This is a genomic window from Rhodococcoides fascians NBRC 12155 = LMG 3623 (assembly GCF_001894785.1).
GTDB classification, from domain to species: domain Bacteria; phylum Actinomycetota; class Actinomycetes; order Mycobacteriales; family Mycobacteriaceae; genus Rhodococcoides; species Rhodococcoides fascians.
Genome location: NZ_BCWW01000002.1, coordinates 93,215 through 108,992, shown reverse-complemented (window position 1 = coordinate 108,992; position 15,778 = coordinate 93,215). Strand labels below are relative to the sequence as shown.

At 66.0% G+C, this 15,778-nt stretch carries 14 protein-coding genes; 7 read left to right on the top strand and 7 right to left on the bottom strand.

What is annotated here, in order from left to right; genetic code table 11:
- Positions 1 to 10: 10 nt before the first annotated feature.
- Both RFA01S_RS06535 and RFA01S_RS06530 read left to right on the top strand, forming a co-directional pair.
- Complete coding sequence (locus RFA01S_RS06535) at positions 11 to 697, top strand: NYN domain-containing protein (protein ID WP_228139387.1); 687 nt, start codon at positions 11 to 13, stop codon at positions 695 to 697.
- Positions 698 to 4,078 carry an MMPL family transporter gene (locus RFA01S_RS06530; protein ID WP_032406052.1) on the top strand — a complete coding sequence of 1,127 codons (3,381 nt, stop codon included), beginning with the start codon at positions 698 to 700 and terminating at the stop codon, positions 4,076 to 4,078.
- Positions 4,079 to 4,196: 118 nt separating this feature from the next.
- Here the strand turns inward: RFA01S_RS06530 and RFA01S_RS06525 are convergent, their stop codons facing one another.
- From RFA01S_RS06525 to RFA01S_RS06515, 3 genes are all read right to left on the bottom strand, one after another.
- On the bottom strand, positions 4,197 to 6,110 hold the full coding sequence (locus tag RFA01S_RS06525) for a DUF2339 domain-containing protein (RefSeq protein WP_081371282.1): 1,914 nt from the start codon (positions 6,108 to 6,110) through the stop codon (positions 4,197 to 4,199).
- A 75-nt stretch (positions 6,111 to 6,185) separates the two neighbouring features.
- On the bottom strand, positions 6,186 to 6,836 hold the full coding sequence (locus RFA01S_RS06520; RefSeq protein WP_032369502.1) for a DUF1707 SHOCT-like domain-containing protein: 651 nt from the start codon (positions 6,834 to 6,836) through the stop codon (positions 6,186 to 6,188).
- 21 nt (positions 6,837 to 6,857) lie between these two features.
- Positions 6,858 to 7,970 carry a glycosyltransferase gene (locus RFA01S_RS06515; RefSeq protein ID WP_032406051.1) on the bottom strand — a complete coding sequence of 371 codons (1,113 nt, stop codon included), beginning with the start codon at positions 7,968 to 7,970 and terminating at the stop codon, positions 6,858 to 6,860.
- A gap of 110 nt (positions 7,971 to 8,080) precedes the next feature.
- On the opposite strand from RFA01S_RS06515, the gene RFA01S_RS06510 reads away from it, so the two are divergent.
- Positions 8,081 to 8,470, top strand: coding sequence for a hypothetical protein (locus RFA01S_RS06510; protein ID WP_027495362.1), 390 nt, complete (start codon positions 8,081 to 8,083; stop codon positions 8,468 to 8,470).
- Positions 8,471 to 8,473: 3 nt separating this feature from the next.
- Here RFA01S_RS06510 and RFA01S_RS06505 read toward each other — a convergent pair whose 3' ends face one another.
- Genes RFA01S_RS06505 through RFA01S_RS06490 form a run of 4 tightly spaced genes read right to left on the bottom strand, consistent with a single transcriptional unit; the run spans position 8,474 to position 11,795 of the window.
- Positions 8,474 to 8,692 carry a hypothetical protein gene (locus RFA01S_RS06505; protein ID WP_032367104.1) on the bottom strand — a complete coding sequence of 73 codons (219 nt, stop codon included), beginning with the start codon at positions 8,690 to 8,692 and terminating at the stop codon, positions 8,474 to 8,476.
- Between the two features lie 37 nt (positions 8,693 to 8,729).
- Positions 8,730 to 9,356: a response regulator gene (locus RFA01S_RS06500; protein WP_027495360.1), complete on the bottom strand. Its 627-nt coding sequence runs from the start codon at positions 9,354 to 9,356 to the stop codon at positions 8,730 to 8,732.
- Positions 9,357 to 9,391: 35 nt separating this feature from the next.
- On the bottom strand, positions 9,392 to 10,561 hold the full coding sequence (gene macS, locus RFA01S_RS06495) for a MacS family sensor histidine kinase (RefSeq protein WP_032367106.1): 1,170 nt from the start codon (positions 10,559 to 10,561) through the stop codon (positions 9,392 to 9,394).
- Positions 10,548 to 11,795: an AI-2E family transporter gene (locus RFA01S_RS06490; RefSeq protein WP_371128955.1), complete on the bottom strand. Its 1,248-nt coding sequence runs from the start codon at positions 11,793 to 11,795 to the stop codon at positions 10,548 to 10,550. The genes macS and RFA01S_RS06490 overlap by 14 nt, the downstream gene beginning before the upstream one ends.
- A gap of 73 nt (positions 11,796 to 11,868) precedes the next feature.
- Here RFA01S_RS06490 and RFA01S_RS06485 point away from each other — a divergent pair, with 73 nt between their 5' ends.
- From RFA01S_RS06485 to RFA01S_RS06470, 4 genes are all read left to right on the top strand, one after another.
- A complete protein-coding gene (locus RFA01S_RS06485) occupies positions 11,869 to 13,344 on the top strand; it encodes an adenylate/guanylate cyclase domain-containing protein (protein ID WP_032367437.1) in 1,476 nt (491 codons plus the stop codon).
- A gap of 9 nt (positions 13,345 to 13,353) precedes the next feature.
- The gene (locus RFA01S_RS06480) at positions 13,354 to 14,487 is read left to right on the top strand and encodes a lysylphosphatidylglycerol synthase transmembrane domain-containing protein (RefSeq protein WP_032367107.1); all 1,134 of its coding nucleotides are present in this window, start codon (positions 13,354 to 13,356) and stop codon (positions 14,485 to 14,487) included.
- Between the two features lie 112 nt (positions 14,488 to 14,599).
- The gene (locus tag RFA01S_RS06475) at positions 14,600 to 15,151 is read left to right on the top strand and encodes a YceI family protein (protein WP_027495356.1); all 552 of its coding nucleotides are present in this window, start codon (positions 14,600 to 14,602) and stop codon (positions 15,149 to 15,151) included.
- A gap of 240 nt (positions 15,152 to 15,391) precedes the next feature.
- Complete coding sequence (locus RFA01S_RS06470; protein WP_032406050.1) at positions 15,392 to 15,766, top strand: DUF3054 domain-containing protein; 375 nt, start codon at positions 15,392 to 15,394, stop codon at positions 15,764 to 15,766.
- The last annotated feature ends 12 nt before the right edge of the window (positions 15,767 to 15,778 follow it).

The window sequence follows — 15,778 nt, the reverse complement described above, 5'->3', positions numbered from 1 at the left end:
CAGTACGGACATGCCCGACACCGTGATCGATCCCGCCGAGCTCGGGGCGATCGGTGAGTCCCGCCACAGCAAGCGAGTCCTGCTCGTGTGGGATGCACCCAACCTGGACATGGGTCTCGGCGCGATCCTGGGTGGCCGGCCCACCGCCGCCTACCGCCCACGATTCGATGCGCTGGGCCGATGGCTGCTCAGCCGCACCGCCGAACTGTCCACCTCGGGCACCGCGACGCTCGAGCCCGAGGCAACGGTGTTCACCAATATTGCACCCGGCAGCGCCGACGTCGTCCGCCCCTGGGTCGAAGCATTGCGTAACGTGGGCTTCGCGGTGTTCGCCAAGCCCAAGGTCGACGAAGACAGTGATGTCGACGCCGACATGCTCGACCACATCGACTTCCGCAACCGTGACGGCGGCCTCGCCGGTGTCATGGTCGCGTCCGCCGACGGTCAGGCGTTCAAGGGGCCGTTGGAGGCCATCGCAGCAACCGGAGTACCCGTTCAGGTACTGGGATTCCGGGAGCACGCAAGCTGGGCTGTCACGTCGGACATCCTGGAATTCCTCGACCTCGAGGACATTCCCGGCGTCTTCCGTGAGCCACTGCCTCGGGTGAGTCTCGATTCGCTCCCCGACGAGGGCGCGTGGCTGCAGCCCTTCCGACCGCTGTCCGCCCTGCTCGTCGGGCGCCAAGGAGTTTCTTAAGTGTTCGCCAGATGGGGAGACATCGTCTACCGCCTGCGGTACACCGTTATCGGTGTCATGGTGGCCGGGCTGTTGGGCTTCGCTGCCTACGGTCTCGATCTCAACAGCCATCTCAGTCAGAGCGGTTGGGACGATCCGACCTCGGAATCGGCCCAGGCTGCCCGTCTGGCGGACACGACGTTCGGACGCGACAAGCAGGGTGACGTCATCGTCCTCTACACCGCGCCCGAGGGGTCGTCGATCGACGATCCGGAATTCCAGTCGAAGGTCGTCTCGAGCCTCGAATCGCTCCCCGTCGACCATCCCGACCAGATCGAGAAGGTCAACGGCACCTACTTCAAGGTGCCCGGCGCACCCAACCTCGCAGCTCTCGGTACCAACGACAAGCAACATGCCATCGCCAGCATCGCGATGAAGGGTGCCGACGACACCGAACTGACCAACAACTTCCAGGCCGTCAAGGACGCCTTCTACATCGACGGCGTCGACGTGCAGGTGACCGGTCTTCAGGCCGTGGCCGGCGCACTGCAGTCGACGATGGCAGGCGACATTCACCGCATGGAACTGTTGGCGATTCCCGCCGTCGCAGTCCTGCTGTTCTTCATTTTCGGCGGCGTCGTCGCCGCGGCACTCCCGCTGATCATCGGCGGTCTGACGGTCGTCGGAGCCAACGGCATCGTCAAGGTGTTCACCAACTTCACCGAGGTCAACTCGTTCGTCGCGCCCGTGGTCTCGCTCGTCGGACTCGGGTTGGCCATCGACTACGGACTCTTCATCGTCTCCAGATTCCGCGAGGAACTCGGTGACGGACATACGACGCCACAGGCCGTGCGCCGTACCGTCATGACGGCGGGTCGCACCGTGGTGTTCTCCGCGACGATGATCGTCGCTTCCCTCGGTGGCCTGCTGCTGTTTCCGCAGGGCTTCCTGAAATCGGTCGCATACGGATCCATCGCCACCGTCGCGCTCGCAGCGCTGACGGCCATCACGATCCTGCCCGCGATGCTCGCCATCCTCGGCCCACGCGTCGACGCCCTCGGTCTGAAGTTCATGCGCAAGACCAAGTCGAGCGAAGAGATCGAGAACGGCATGTGGGGCAAGCTCACCCGCTGGGTGATGCGCAACCCCGTCAAGGTCACCGTGCCCATCGTGCTCGGATTGGTCCTTCTGACGCTGCCCGTCGGCAACATCAAATTCGGTGGCATCAACGAGACGTACCTACCGCCGGACAACGTCACCCGCGTCGCGCAGGGAGAGTTCGACAGCCTGTTCCCCGGCCAGCGCACCGAACCCATCAAGATGGTCATCGAGGGCGCGCAGGGTCCGACGCTCGGCGCGATCACCACGCAGGCGAACAACGCTCCCGGATTGATCGAGAAATTCACTCCCGTCGGTGCCAGCAAGGACGGCGTCATCGTCTTCAAGGCCGGGTTGACCGATCGCAACGACTCGAAACCGGCCATCGACTTCCTCCGCAGCATCGACGTGCCCGACGGCGCGACGGTCATGATCGGAGGTACCCCGGCAATCGAGCAGGACTCGATCAGCGCACTCATCGACAAGCTGCCACTGATGGCCGTGCTGGTGGTGTTCATCGTGACGATGCTGATGTTCCTGACGTTCGGATCGCTGGTGCTGCCGATCAAGGCGGTGCTGATGACCGTCCTCGGCCTCGGTGCCACCATGGGCATCCTGACGTGGATCTTCATCGAGGGTCACGGGGCGGGGCTGATGAACTTCACCCCGGGGCCGATCATGGCTCCGGTGCTGGTGCTGATCATCTCGATTGTGTTCGGCCTGTCCACGGACTACGAGGTGTTCCTACTCTCCAGAATGGTCGAGGCACGCGAAAAGGGTGCCAGCACAAGCGAAGCCATCCGCATCGGAACCTCGCATACCGGACGCATCATCACCGCGGCGGCACTGATCCTCATCGTCGTCACCGGCGCGTTCGCGTTCTCCGATCTGGTGATGATGAAGTACATCGCCTACGGCATGATCGCCGCTCTCATCATCGACGCGACGCTGATTCGCATGTTCCTCGTGCCCGCCACGATGAAGCTGCTCGGCGACGACTGCTGGTGGGCTCCGCAGTGGATGAAGCGCATTCAGCGCAAGCTCGGCCTCGGCGAGACCATCCTCGAAGACGAGCTGCTGCCCACCGGAGACGTGCCCGAACTCGCCCTCGCGGGCGGCGCACCCTCGTCGACCGTCGCACCCCCGATGCGTCCGACACCGCGCCGCGGTGAGCCCCTCACCGAACCCATCCCGGTGGTGGCACCGCACGGAGGCGGACCGATCCGTGCCACGCACGCCGCGAAGGAAGAGTCGCGTCGAAGTGTGACCGGCCGGCCGGCGACGCCACCCGAGCCGACCCGCGCGGCACCGACCACTCCCCCGAAGCAGGCTGAGCCCCAGCCCGATTCGGTGCAGCCGTACTCGTCGCAGGCCTACTCGCCCCAGGCTCGCCCGTCGCAGGCTTACTCGCCGCAGGCACCCGCGGCGCGTCCCACTCCGCCGCGTCCTGCCGAACCGCGCCCACCCGTATCCGGGCCGACTCGGGCGCAGCAGGTTCCGCCGCGTCCGCACGTCGAACCCGAACCGACTCAGGCAGCGGACGTCGTTCGACCCGCTCCCCCGAGTGCCGCACCCGCACCGGCACCAGCACAGTCGCCTCAACCGCCGAGTGCACCCCCGAGCCGCACCCGTAGCACGCGAGCGGGACGGGCCGAGGAGCCGGATTCGCGATCCATCGAAAGTTGGCTGGCCGATCTGCGAGCCCCGAGCGCATCGCAGGCACCACGGCCGAGCACTCCGCGAAGCGAGTCGCTCACCAACGGCTCCCACGGTTCTGACAGCCACACCTCGAATGGTCACGGCTCGAACGGTCACGGCACCGGTGCCAACGGGTCGTCGTCCAACGGCTCGACCGCCAACGGGGCTGCTACCAACGGGGCTGCTACCAACGGAGCAGCTTCGAACGGAGCAGCTTCGAACGGAGCCGACGAGCACGGCACCAACGGCTCGCATACCGGCACCCACGGCGGCACAGCTGCCGGACGCAACGGTTCCGGGCGAAACGGCAACGCCGACAACGGGTCCGAACGCCGTGGCTCGAACGGAAACGGCATCGACCGCAACGGTTCGGACAGCAGTGGTTCCAACAGCAGTGGTTCCGACCACCGCACCTCGGAACGACATGACACCGAAAGCAACGGCAACGGTGTCGGGGCCAGTTCGGAATCGGATCGCGAGGAGAAGCCGTCCGGTCGTCGTGTCGCTCCGTCCACCGAAGGCGGCGACAGTGGCCGCCACCGCGGCGGCGACAACCGCCAGGTGCTCAGTGTCAGCGAACTGTTGGCTCGGGAGCGCAACCGCTGACGCGAGCCGTCACAGCCGGGAGCCACCCCTCCCCCGCAACGCGTGAATGGACCACTGCACACCGTCGAGACGTGTGCAGTGGTCCATTCACTCAGCTGGGATCAGGAGGCAGCTGGGGTCAGGAGGTGACCGCGCCCTCTCGGTCCGCGAATACCTTGGCGTATCGGGTCCCCGCGATCAGCAGCAACAAGCCGACTGCGATGAAGGCGATGACGCGGAAGAGGCCGTCCAGGGCGACGAGGTCGAACAGGAACAGTTTGGCGATGGAGGCGGCGGTCAGCGAAAGTCCGGCCAGCAGTGCCAGGTGAACGTGGGCAATACTCCGTAAGCCGAAGGCCAGCAGGGCGAATGCTGCGATCATCCACTCGATCGTGGCGGCGGTGTGCCCGGCGGTGAATCCGGTGGTGTTGCCGCCGATCGAGGTTCCCAGGCTCACGGTGGCCGAGGTGAGGCCGTACAGGGCGAGCACTCCGGAGACGATGGCGAGGGTCTGCATTCCGTCGTCGAGGAGTTTCAGTTCGGTCAGGACATAGGCGAACGCGAATGTTGTTGCAGCGAGCAGTATTCCGCCGATGATGCTGCCCGCATTCCCGGCAGCGTGATCGGAGTCCAGGAGAGCCTCCGGCGGGGAGATCGAGACGAAGGTCAACGCACCGATCACACCGAACGCGCTTCCGATCAGGTAGGCCAACGACGAGCGGGTGCGGTGGGCCGCGGCGAACAGCGCCAGGGCAACCGCGAACAGCACGACCGGACGCACGTCGACCGTCGTCGATCCGACTGCGGCCTGCAGCATTGCCACGGCACCGATGATCGAGACGGCGATGCGGGCATGCGCCGGCAGCCAGTGCACCAGCAGCACGATCGCCAGTGCCGCGGCCACCAGAACCAGTTGCACGGTCACGGTGGTCCACCGATCGAACACGCTCGCCGAGATCAGCAGCGGCAGCGCAGCCAGAGCGGTCATGACGGTGGCCACCACGTCGGAGACGTTGCGGCGCAGCAGTTCCAGAGACATACCCATTCCGGACGCGGCCACCAGGACGACGACGAGAAGCAGTCGGTAGTCGGTCGGTTCGGACAGGTCGGTTCCGACCAGCGCTATCAGGACCGTGCCGACGAGGGGAAGGGTCCGGACGATCTGCAGCAGCGGCCAATCACGGCCGATCTGAGCCGGGAAGCTCGCAATGTAAGTGGCGATGAAGAACGCGATCAGGGCCAGGGTCGGACCGTCGGTCAGGATGGGCCCGCACGCCGCGACTCCGGCGAGAATCAATACCGCCATCGGCTGCGACTTCCACTGCACTGCGAGAGCTGTTCCCGCAGCGGCAATTCCGAATGCAGCAATCAACCCGATCACCGGATCGAGCCAGCCGTACAGGACGGACGTCGCCAGAACGTCGAGGTACAGACCCGCAATACCCGTAGCGGCCAGAGCAATTCCGCCGACGCGTCCTCCGGAGCGACCGAACACTCGCACGCCGGCACCGATCAGTGCGAGGGAGAACACCCCGCCTGCGGCGACGCGCAGAGGCGGCCCGAACCAGCCGGCCTGTGCGGCCAGAACCAGCAGCATCACGACGCCGACGAGCGTGACACCTGCGCCCGCGACGGCGAGCAGGCGACTGATGACGCCGTCTCGTTGCCACCACGGCTCACGGGGCGGAGCGGGGGGCCGTGGCGCGACCACCGGCCCTCGCAACGGCGGGGCTGCCATGGACCGGCCGACCGCAGGAGGCGGCGTGAACGGAGGTGCCGACACCGGGCCGCGCGCGGCATAGGGCTGCTGCGGTGCAGGCATCTGGGGCGGCGAGAACGTCTGCGGAGGGACGGTCGGCGCAGACGACCGCGGCACCGGCTGTGGCCTGGCGGGAGCCGAAACGGGCACGGAAGTGGGTGCGGTACCGAGCTGCGACTGCAATGTATGCAGGTCGACGGCCACCTGACGCATGTGGTCGCCCAGGGAATCGAAGCGGCTGGACAGGCGCGCGACGAGTTGCGGGTCCAGCCCGGAGTTCTGGGAAGAAGTCATGGGGTAGATCCTGCGGGCCGCGCGGCTCGATAGCCTGAGTAGTGCTACTCGGATCCCTCGAGTAGTCCAGCCCGACTATCCGAAAATTTTACGGAACGAGCTGCCGAAGGGGTGCTTGACGGTGAGGGAACCGAAGCGGACCTTCCCGGTGAGCACCACGTGCAGCGGTCCGTACGGCGGGCCGGTGCGCACCTTGTTGGTGACGGTACCTGCGACGGCCTCGGCACCGTTGACGTCGGCGGTGGCTTCGGTCGGGAGGATCAACGTGACCGAGCTGCAGTAGTCGTCGACGTGGATGTCGACGACCTGGCTGACCATGACGGCCTGCGTGAAGTCGAGTGTGACCGACGACAGCCGCGTCACCACGTTCAGTCGGCGCGGTACGTTCCACGGGCCTTTGCGGGTGATGGTGGACATGCTGCCGCGCACCGTGTCCGGGGTACCGCCGCCGTGTCCCCAGTGCTCCTGCACGACGCGGCGCGGCGTCGGTTGTGGGGTGGGATCGGCGAAGGGTTTCGGCGACGGGAGGTGCTCGCCGGCGATCTGCATGCCCGGTAGATCGGCGAGCACCGAGTTCAGCTCGCCCCGGGTCTTCGACGCCAGAGCGGTGTCCATTCTTTCGGTGAACTCACCGAGCGACAACATGCCTTGGCCGACTGCTCGTTGCAGCAGCTGCCCGACGTGCTCGCGTTCGGCATCGGACACTCGCAGATCCCTTGCCTCCATGGGCCCAGGGTAGCGAAGTTCTCAGGCGGCGTGCCCGCGGAGAACCGACAACATTCCGTGTACCGATGCGGGCCAGCCGAACTCTTCGGCGCGTACTCTCGCCGCGATCCGGCGTCCGCCGGCCGGAAGTCGAAGCAGCCGTTGGATTTCCGCTGCGAAGCCGTCGGCGGTGTTGATCGAGGATCCACCGCATTGCGGGGTGATGATCTGGGCCAGTGCCGAGGTTTCGGAGACGACGACGGGTGTGCCCGCGGCGAGTGATTCCAGTGCCGCGAGGCCGAATGTCTCGTGCGGTCCCGGCGCGAGGGCGATGTCTGCCGAGGCGAGCAGCTCGGCGACGGCCGACCTGCCGTCGACGAAGCCGAGGAAGTCGACGGGCAGTCCTCGGGCACGTCGTTCGAGGCCCGCTCGTCGGGGGCCGTCGCCGGCGATGACCAACCGAGCCCGCATACCCGAATCGCAGAGCGCAGCAAGCGAATCGATGCTGGTCTCGACATGCTTTTCCACCGACAGTCGGCCGCAGTGGACCAGCAGCCGGTCGGCACTGCCCAGCCATGCCGAGCGCGCGCCGGCTCGGCGTCGTCGGGGATGAAACAGCTCGAGATCGACGCCGAGCGGGACTCGATGGACGTTAAGTGTTCCGATTCGATCGAATTCCTGCTGTGCGAACTCGGTGGTGCAGACGACGGCGTCGTACGACTCGGCAGTGCGTCGGTTGGCCGCGTCGGCGAGGGGCCGGGCGTATCGCATCGGCATCGTCTGAGCCAGCAGCCGATCGAGGCGCTCGTGGGAGATCATCACGCTGCGGATGTCGCGCCGCGACGCCCACCTGCCCATTCCGCGCAGGGTCAGCCGGTCCGACACTTCGATCACGTCCGGACGTAGACCCGACGCGATCGAGGCCACTCGTCGCGGATCGGCCACACGGTAGCCGCCGGTGAACGGAACTTTCGGCGCCGGCACCTCGACGCGCGTCACTCCCGACTGCAGCGTCGTCTCACTCCACCGGGCACCCGGCACGATCAACGTGACGTCGTGACCAGCGGCCACGTAGCCCGATCCCAGCTGATCGACGGCCGTCCGCAGACCGCCAGACCGCGGCCCGTAGAAGTTCGCCAGTTGAACGATGCGCACCTGCTCAGTCTCTCCAGCCGGACGTCCACCCGATGCCCCGGCGGTGGATGGTGACCGAACGTTCGGCGAATATCCGTGTGGAGACGGCTACCAGCGGGTAGGTGAGGGCTATGCGAGTGACACTGCAATCCACCGGAGACGCCCCGGCACCCGAGGTCTGGGAGCGTTACATGGACCCGACGGTCTGGAAGACCTGGGCTCCGCAGATCATGGGCGTCGAATACCGCGGTGAACGCCTCGACTCCGATACCTCCGGCCGAGTGCTGGGGCCGTTGGGGGTGCCGATCGACTTCGAGGTGCACTCGGTGGACGAACACTCGTGGACGTGGGCGTGGTCGGCATGGTTCCAGAACAGGGCCATCGGCGTGGATCTGACACACGGAGTCGTCTCACGACCCAGCGGAACCCGGGCGTGGATCACCATCGACGGCCCGCTGCCGCTGGTGCTGCCCTACCTGCCGATCGCCAAGTTCGCGCTCGGCAGGCTGTGTGCCCAGTAGGGGCTACTCGGACCGGGTGACGGTCTTCTCGTCGCTCTTGTCGGCCACCTCGGTCGGCTCGGGCGTCGGCAGCTCGGACTCCTCGCCCGACCCGTCCAGATGGCCGTCGAATTCGTCGATGGCCTCGGCGCGCTCGTCACCGGTCTGATCCTGGTCGGCGTCGACGCCCTTCGTGTGCTCGGCCGGATCGACTGTCGTGTCCACTGCTTCGTTGTCGGTCATGGGGTCAAGAGTGCCCGTCGGGCCGGGTCGCAAACCCCTACAGACCCTTTTCGATGGCGTACCGGGTCAATTCGACGCGGTTGGCCAGCTGCAGTTTTCGCAGTGTCGCCTGCACGTGGTTCTCGACCGTCCGGTGGCTGAGCGTCAAACGGGTCGCAATCTGCTTGGCGCTGAGCCCTTTTGCTACCAGTCTGAGCACCTCGGTCTCGCGCTCGGTCAACGTGGGGCGGGTATCGGACTCCGGCTCCGGTGACGACGACATCCGCCGGAATTCGCCGAGAACCAAACCAGCCAGACCCGGGGTGAACACCGCTTGTCCGGCTGCGGTGGCGCGGACGGCGTCGAACAGCTCCTCCGCCGATGCGCTCTTGACCAGGTAACCCGTCGCACCAGCTTTGATCGCGTCGAGCACGTCGCTGCGTTCCGCCGATGCCGAGAGCACCAGAATCGTGGATTTCGGGGACGCGTCCAGCACTGCGACGGTGGCATCGGCACCGTTCCCGTCGGGCAGATGCATGTCCATGAGGACGACGTCGGGAGTGGTCGCTCGGGCGCGGCGTCCGGCCGCGGCTACTCCGTCCGCGGTGGCGACCACCCGAAATCCGGCGGCCTCGAGATCCCGGGCGACGCCGTCTCGCCACATGGGGTGATCGTCGACGACCATCACCGCGATCTCGGCGTTCGGATTCTCGTCGCCGGTCATCTCGCTCCTCTCGTTCGCGGAACCCGAATTTCCCATTCGGTGCCCTCGCCCTCTCCGGTGTCGAGTATCGCAGTACCGCCGAGAGATTCGACCCGGCCGAGGATGGACTTCGAGACGCCCATCCGGCCCTCGGCCTCGGCGGCGGCGAGCCGTCCGGCGGGTATTCCGCGGCCGTCGTCACGAATGCTCAGGATCAGCTCTCCGTCGACGTCTTCGAGCAGTACGTAGGCCTTCGCATCGGCACCTGCGTGAAGCTCGACGTTGGACAGCGCAGTGGTCACGACGGCAGCGAGTTCCTCGGCAACGTCGGATTCGACGAGCACCGGGTCGGCGGGAGTCGACACCGAGATCGACGTGCCGGCCTGAGTACGCAGCAGAGCGCGCACGTCGACGATCGATCCGGTGTGATCGTCGCGCGGAGCCGACTGTTCGGAGATCAGCACGCGCAGAGCGACTTCCTGCTCACCGGCGAGCTCCGCGAGTTCGGCTGCCGGCCCGCCTATCTCGAGACCTCGACGGCGGACGAGGGCCAGCACCTGCAGAACCCCGTCGTGCACCTGTCGGGCCAGTCGCTCACGCTCCTCGGTGATCGCCGCCAACCGTGCCGCACTGCGCAATTCCTCGTGGGCGCGCCGGGCTGTGTTCGACGCCAATCCCAACGCGAGCCCGGCCGACAGCAGCACCGGGGCGGTGGCGTCGGACCACAGGTCGGTGTCGAACCGGTCCCGTACCAGGGCACTGACCAACGACATCACCACGCCCGAGGCGATACCACCCTTGGGCCCCAACAGAATTGCGGCGGAGATGACGGCGTTGGTGGCCCACAGGGTGGTGGGCAGGGTCTGGCGGGTGCTGTACCAGTCGTAGTCGGCCACCAACCGCGTCGACGCCATCAGGGCGATCACGATGATCTGATCTGCGAGCACCACCTGCCAGCGCGGCAGGGTGGCCCGCGAGAGCAGGAGTGCCGAAGCTCCGGACCATACGGCCATCAGGGCGACCAACGCCCAACTCAGCCGCGGGTTGGTGTAGTTGTCGACGGTCGCGGCCTGATAGCTGACGGCGTACACGAGAGTGACCAGACGGAAGGCCTGCGAGGCCCGCCACAGCGGGCTGTCGGGATCGGCCGAGTTCAGCGTCGGCCGCACTCGGTCAGTCGTCCGCATCGGTCTTCGGGTCTGCAGTGTTCAGCTCCCCCTTGGCAAGTCGATCGGGCTCGGACGAACCGGGAGGAGTGTCCGGGTCGCTGGGTTCGGCCGAGTACAGCGTGTCGCTGACATCGAGTTCCTCGTACACCTCGTCGGGGTCGTCGGCGAGCAGCGACCGGACGGCGGTGTTGAGCACCGCGACGATCGGAACCGCCAGCAAGCCGCCCACGATGCCCGCGAGCAGAATGCCGACGGTGATGGACAGGACGACGGCCAGTGGGTGCAGCCGAACGGCGCGGCCGAGCAGAAGTGGCTGCAGCACATGGCCTTCGAGCTGCATGACCGCGATCACGATGCCCAGGGTGATGACGGCGGTGATGAGCCCCTTCGTCACCAGGGCGATGAACACTGCGACGAATCCGGTCAGCACGGCACCGATGATCGGGATGAATGCGCCGATGAACACCAGCGAGGCCAACGGAAGTGCCAGCGGTACACCGAGAATGGCGAGCCCGGCTCCGATGCCCACCGCGTCGGCTGCGGCGACGGCCACCGTCGCGCGGACGTATCCCACGAGCGACCCGAAACCTTGGATGCCGGCTGTGCGAATCTTCTTGCGCGCCTTCGTCGGTGCCAGCCGGGTAACGAACTGCCAGATCTGATCACCGCCGTACAGGAAGAAGATCAGCGTGAACAGCGTCAGCAGCGCCCCGGTCAGAATTTCGCCGATCACCGTCGCCGTGGTCAACGCCCCACTGGTGACGGCCTCCTGGTTGTCCTGGATGACCTTGACCAGATTGTCGGTCGCTTGCCGAATCTGGTCTTCGCTGATGTGCAGCGGCCCGTTGCTGAGCCACTCCTCGACGCTGTTGATCGATTGGGTGAACTGATCGCCCACCTGTGGAAGCCCCTCGATGAACTGCTCGACGATGAACGTCATGATTCCGGCGACGACGCCGATGCTTGCGATGATCACGATGATCACCGCAGCGACACGCGGCACTCCTCGGCGCTGCATCCAATCGACGATCGGCACCAGGAGAGCGGCCGCCAGCAGCGCCAGACCCAGCGGGATGACCACCGTGCTCAATTTGGCGATCACATACGCAAAAGTGATGAATCCGGCAAACAGGACCAGCAGTCGCCACGTCCATTCCGCCCCAACCCGTACCAGCGGATGCACCGAATCTGCGGCCGAAGTGAGGCGCGGGGACGCCCCCGTACCTTGCGCCCGCAACTCGTCGGTGCTCACCCGCTAAATTTAACCTGTGCTGGCATCTTTCCGAGCGGTCTCGCTCACCCTGAAGAGTCGCTGGCCGCTCTATATGCTCTCGATGCTCATCGCCAACGTCTTCGGCGCAGTTCTGGTCTTCGCCTTCGTTCGCTACGGTCTGCCCATTCCGGAGTCGCAATCGATCGTCGCCGACCGCGTCCGCAACGTGTACATCTTCGGTGCGTATCTGGGTGTTGCCCTGGTGGTCAGCCTTATCTACGCGTACACACTGCTGCGCTCGGTCATCAGGTGGCAGCTCCGCGGCGGCCCGCCCACCCGCAAGGAACAGATGACGACGCTGCACGCGCCGCTGCGTCAGGCCATCGTGCACCTGATTCTGTGGATCATCGGCGGCATCATCTTCGTGCTGCTGACCATCGCGGAGATGCCGTCGCTGTCCATCGCCGTCATCGTCACCGTCGGCATGGCCGCCACCGTCACCTTCGGTTTCACCTACATGCTCGGCGAACGCATCCTGCGCCCGGTCGCAGCACTGGCACTGAGCGAAGGCCGTTTCGACCGCACGATGACGCCCGGCGTCGGTACCCGCATGGCCATGACGTGGGGACTGGGCACGTTGATGCCCGTCATCGGCATCATCTTGCTGTGTGCCACCCAGCTGACGACCGACCTGGTGTTCTCGCCGAACGCACTGGCCGTGGCCATCATCCTGCTCAGCGTGCTGGCCATCGTGCAGGCCTTCGTCCTGTCGATGCTCACGGCGAGCCAGATCTCCGACCCGATCAGCCAACTGCACAACGCCATCGAACGCGTGCAACGCGGCGAGACCGACGTCGAGGTCGACGTGTTCGACGGCAGCGAGATCGGTCGACTCCAGGTCGGCTTCAACCGCATGATGGAGGAATCCGCCGAGCGACGCGTCCTGCGTCAGCTGTTCGGCCAGCACGTCGGCGAGGACGTGGCGCGTCGAGCACTGCAGTTCGGTACCGAACTGGGCGGCGAGACACGGTTCGTCGCCGTGCTGTTCGTCGACATGGTCGGATCCACCGCCACCGCGTCGGAACGCCCGCCGAGTGAGGTCGTGGTGTTGCTCAACGAGTTCTTCCGGGTGGTCGTCGACGTCGTCGGACGCCACCACGGCTTCGTCAACAAATTCATGGGCGACGCGGCGCTGGCGATCTTCGGGGCACCACTCGACCGTCCCGACGCTCCCACCGCGGCCTTGGCCGCGGCGCGTGAACTGCGTTTCGCTCTGGACGAGATCACCGGACTCGACATCGGCATCGGGGTGTCCGCGGGACTGGCCGTCGCCGGCAACATCGGCGCGTCCGAGCGCTTCGAGTACACGGTCATCGGAGACCCGGTCAACGAGGCGTCGCGGCTCACCGAACTGGCGAAACTGCGGCCCGGACGCGTTCTGGCATCCACCTCGGCCCTGTACTTCGCCGACGACGAGGAGCAGGAACAGTGGGAGTTGGGCGACCAGGTGCAACTGCGTGGCCGACGACGGGCAACCCACCTGGCCTGGCCGGTGGAGTATCCCGACTCCTCCTCGAGTGACGGTTAGTCTGACAGGATGCCCGACCCCAGCTCGACCAGCGGACCCGCAGCGCGGCGCCCGCGAAACCGGCTGAGATGGGTCAAGTGGATCGCCGCAATTGCCCTGGTCGCTCTGCTGGTGGGCGAGGCAATCTACCTGTGGCCACGGCTGCACGAATCCTGGACAGCAGTACGAGAAATCCACTGGGGCTGGCTGGCTGCGTGCGTATTTGCCCAAGCCGTGTCGCTCAGCGCGTTCGGCCGAGTCCAGAAGCAGCTGCTCGACGCGGGCGGCGTACAGGTGCGTCAACGCAAGTCCGTGGCCGTCATCTACGGCAGCACCGCAATGTCGCTCACTCTGCCCGCCGGCCAGGTGTTCTCGACGGCCTTCACCTACCGCGAGACCCGACGCTGGGGTGCGAGTCCGGTTGTCGCCTCCTGGCAGCTCGCCATCTCCGGCGTCATCGCCGCGGCCGGGTTGGCGGTGCTCGGCGTTGCCGGCGGACTGGTTGTCGGTAGTTCGTTCAACACCTTCACCGTGGTGCTCCCGATCATCGGCGTCATCGCGATCGTGGCCGCTGTCCGATACATCTCGAACCACCCGGAGTCCATCAAACAGTTCGCCCGCTGGGGTCTGCGCAAGTACAACGCGTTCCGCAACCACGATCTCGACGCCGGAGCCGAGGCCATCGACAAGGTCATCGGCCAGATCCAATCCGTACAGCTCGGCAAGCGGGACGGCGCGCTCACACTGTCCTGGTCGGCCGTGCACCGGCTCGCGGACGTCGCGTGCCTGGCGTTCGCGTGCTTCGCCGTCGGCGCAGATCCACGACTGTCCGGGCTGTTCATCGCATTCGCGGCGGGTAAGGCCGTCGGATCCGTTCCGCTCGCACCCGGTGGCCTGGTGGTCGTCGACGCCACCCTCATCGCGTTCCTGACCAGCGCCGCGTCCATCACCGCATCTCAGGCAGTGGCGTCGGCCTTGGTCTATCGCGGGGTCAGCTTCATCTTGGTCGCCATCGTCGGGTGGATCGTGTTCCTCGTCCTGTTCCGTAAGCACCAGCACGCCGATCTCGAATTCGACATCGCCCTCGAGCGGCAGGAGACCTCCGATCTCGGCCGAGCCGCCGAGCACGATCGCGACTCCAAAGGCGATCCGGAGACCGCCTAGCCCCGTGCTGTTCGGTATGGCATCCGTCACTGTCCGTTCACCCGGAATATATACGGACCCCGGTCCGCTTGTGTACTATGAGTTTGAAACTTCAACCCAACAAGGAGTCCTCATGACCACCGCCATCGCGCTTCCCGAGCTCACCGCAGGCACCTGGGCCATCGATCCCACCCACTCCACCGTCGGATTCACCGTCCGCCACCTGGTGGTCAGCAAGGTCCGCGGCCGTTTCCAGAACTTCAGCGGCACCGTCACCGTCGCCGCCGACGGCACCCCGTCCGTCGACGCCGAGATCGACGTCACCTCGATCACCACCGACAACGAGCAGCGCGACGGCCACCTCAAGACCGCCGACTTCTTCGAGGTCGAGAAGTTCCCGACCGCGACGTTCAAGTCCACCTCGGTCAAGGCCGACGGCGGAGACTTCGTCGTCACCGGAGACTTCACCCTCCACGGCGTCACCAAGTCCATCGACCTCAAGCTCGAGTTCAACGGCGTCAACGCCGGCATGGGCAACGGACCGGTCGCAGGCTTCGAAGCCAGCACCACCATCAACCGCAAGGACTTCGGCATCAGCATCGACATGCCCCTCGAAGGCGGCGGCGCAGTCGTCGGCGACAAGATCGCCCTGAACCTCGACATCGAGGCCGGCCTCCAGGCGTAAGTTTCACCCCCGCCTTCCGGATTCACCCCTCCCCTTCCGGATTCACCCCTCCCCTTCCGGATTCACCCCTCCCCTTCCGGATTCACCCCTCCCCTTCCGGATCAATGCGCCTTTGTTGCAGTCCAACCGACTGAAACCCACATTGATCCGGACCTGGGGGGCGAGATCCAGTGGCATCGAACGGCCCGCACCTGCACTCGTAGGCGCGGGCCGTTCGCGTCGGTGTCCTACAGTGGGCCCGTGAAGTTTCGTTCCCCGGCCGTCGCTGCCGTCCTCGATCTCGTCATGATCGTGCTCTTCGCCGCGATCGGCCGTCGCAGTCACGACGAAGCCACCGCGCTGTCCGGCCTCTTCCGCACCGCGTGGCCGTTCGTCGTCGGTGCCGCTGTCGGCTGGATCGCTGCGTTCGCTCTGTACCGCAACAAGTTCGACGCGTTCCTCGTCGTTCCGACGGGCATTTTGGTGTGGGTCACCACGGTCGTCGGAGGCATGATCCTGCGCACGGCGACAGGACAGGGAACCGCTACCGCGTTCATCATCGTTGCGACGATTTCCACCGCGGTTCTGCTGCTCGGCTGGCGCGCGATCGCCAGATTCATTCCCTCGGTTCGGTGACAGGGACCTTTT

What these genes read in the sequence shown, in the direction of transcription:
- RFA01S_RS06535 (WP_228139387.1), top strand. Translation starts at nt 11, where the DNA reads ATGCCCGACACCGTGATCGATCCCGCCGAGCTCGGGGCGATCGGTGAG.
- RFA01S_RS06525 (WP_081371282.1), bottom strand. Translation starts at nt 6,110, where the DNA reads ATGACTTCTTCCCAGAACTCCGGGCTGGACCCGCAACTCGTCGCGCGC.
- RFA01S_RS06520 (WP_032369502.1), bottom strand. Translation starts at nt 6,836, where the DNA reads ATGGAGGCAAGGGATCTGCGAGTGTCCGATGCCGAACGCGAGCACGTC.
- RFA01S_RS06510 (WP_027495362.1), top strand. Translation starts at nt 8,081, where the DNA reads ATGCGAGTGACACTGCAATCCACCGGAGACGCCCCGGCACCCGAGGTC.
- RFA01S_RS06505 (WP_032367104.1), bottom strand. Translation starts at nt 8,692, where the DNA reads ATGACCGACAACGAAGCAGTGGACACGACAGTCGATCCGGCCGAGCAC.
- RFA01S_RS06500 (WP_027495360.1), bottom strand. Translation starts at nt 9,356, where the DNA reads ATGGTCGTCGACGATCACCCCATGTGGCGAGACGGCGTCGCCCGGGAT.
- macS (WP_032367106.1), bottom strand. Translation starts at nt 10,561, where the DNA reads ATGCGGACGACTGACCGAGTGCGGCCGACGCTGAACTCGGCCGATCCC.
- RFA01S_RS06485 (WP_032367437.1), top strand. Translation starts at nt 11,869, where the DNA reads ATGCTCTCGATGCTCATCGCCAACGTCTTCGGCGCAGTTCTGGTCTTC.
- RFA01S_RS06480 (WP_032367107.1), top strand. Translation starts at nt 13,354, where the DNA reads ATGCCCGACCCCAGCTCGACCAGCGGACCCGCAGCGCGGCGCCCGCGA.
- RFA01S_RS06475 (WP_027495356.1), top strand. Translation starts at nt 14,600, where the DNA reads ATGACCACCGCCATCGCGCTTCCCGAGCTCACCGCAGGCACCTGGGCC.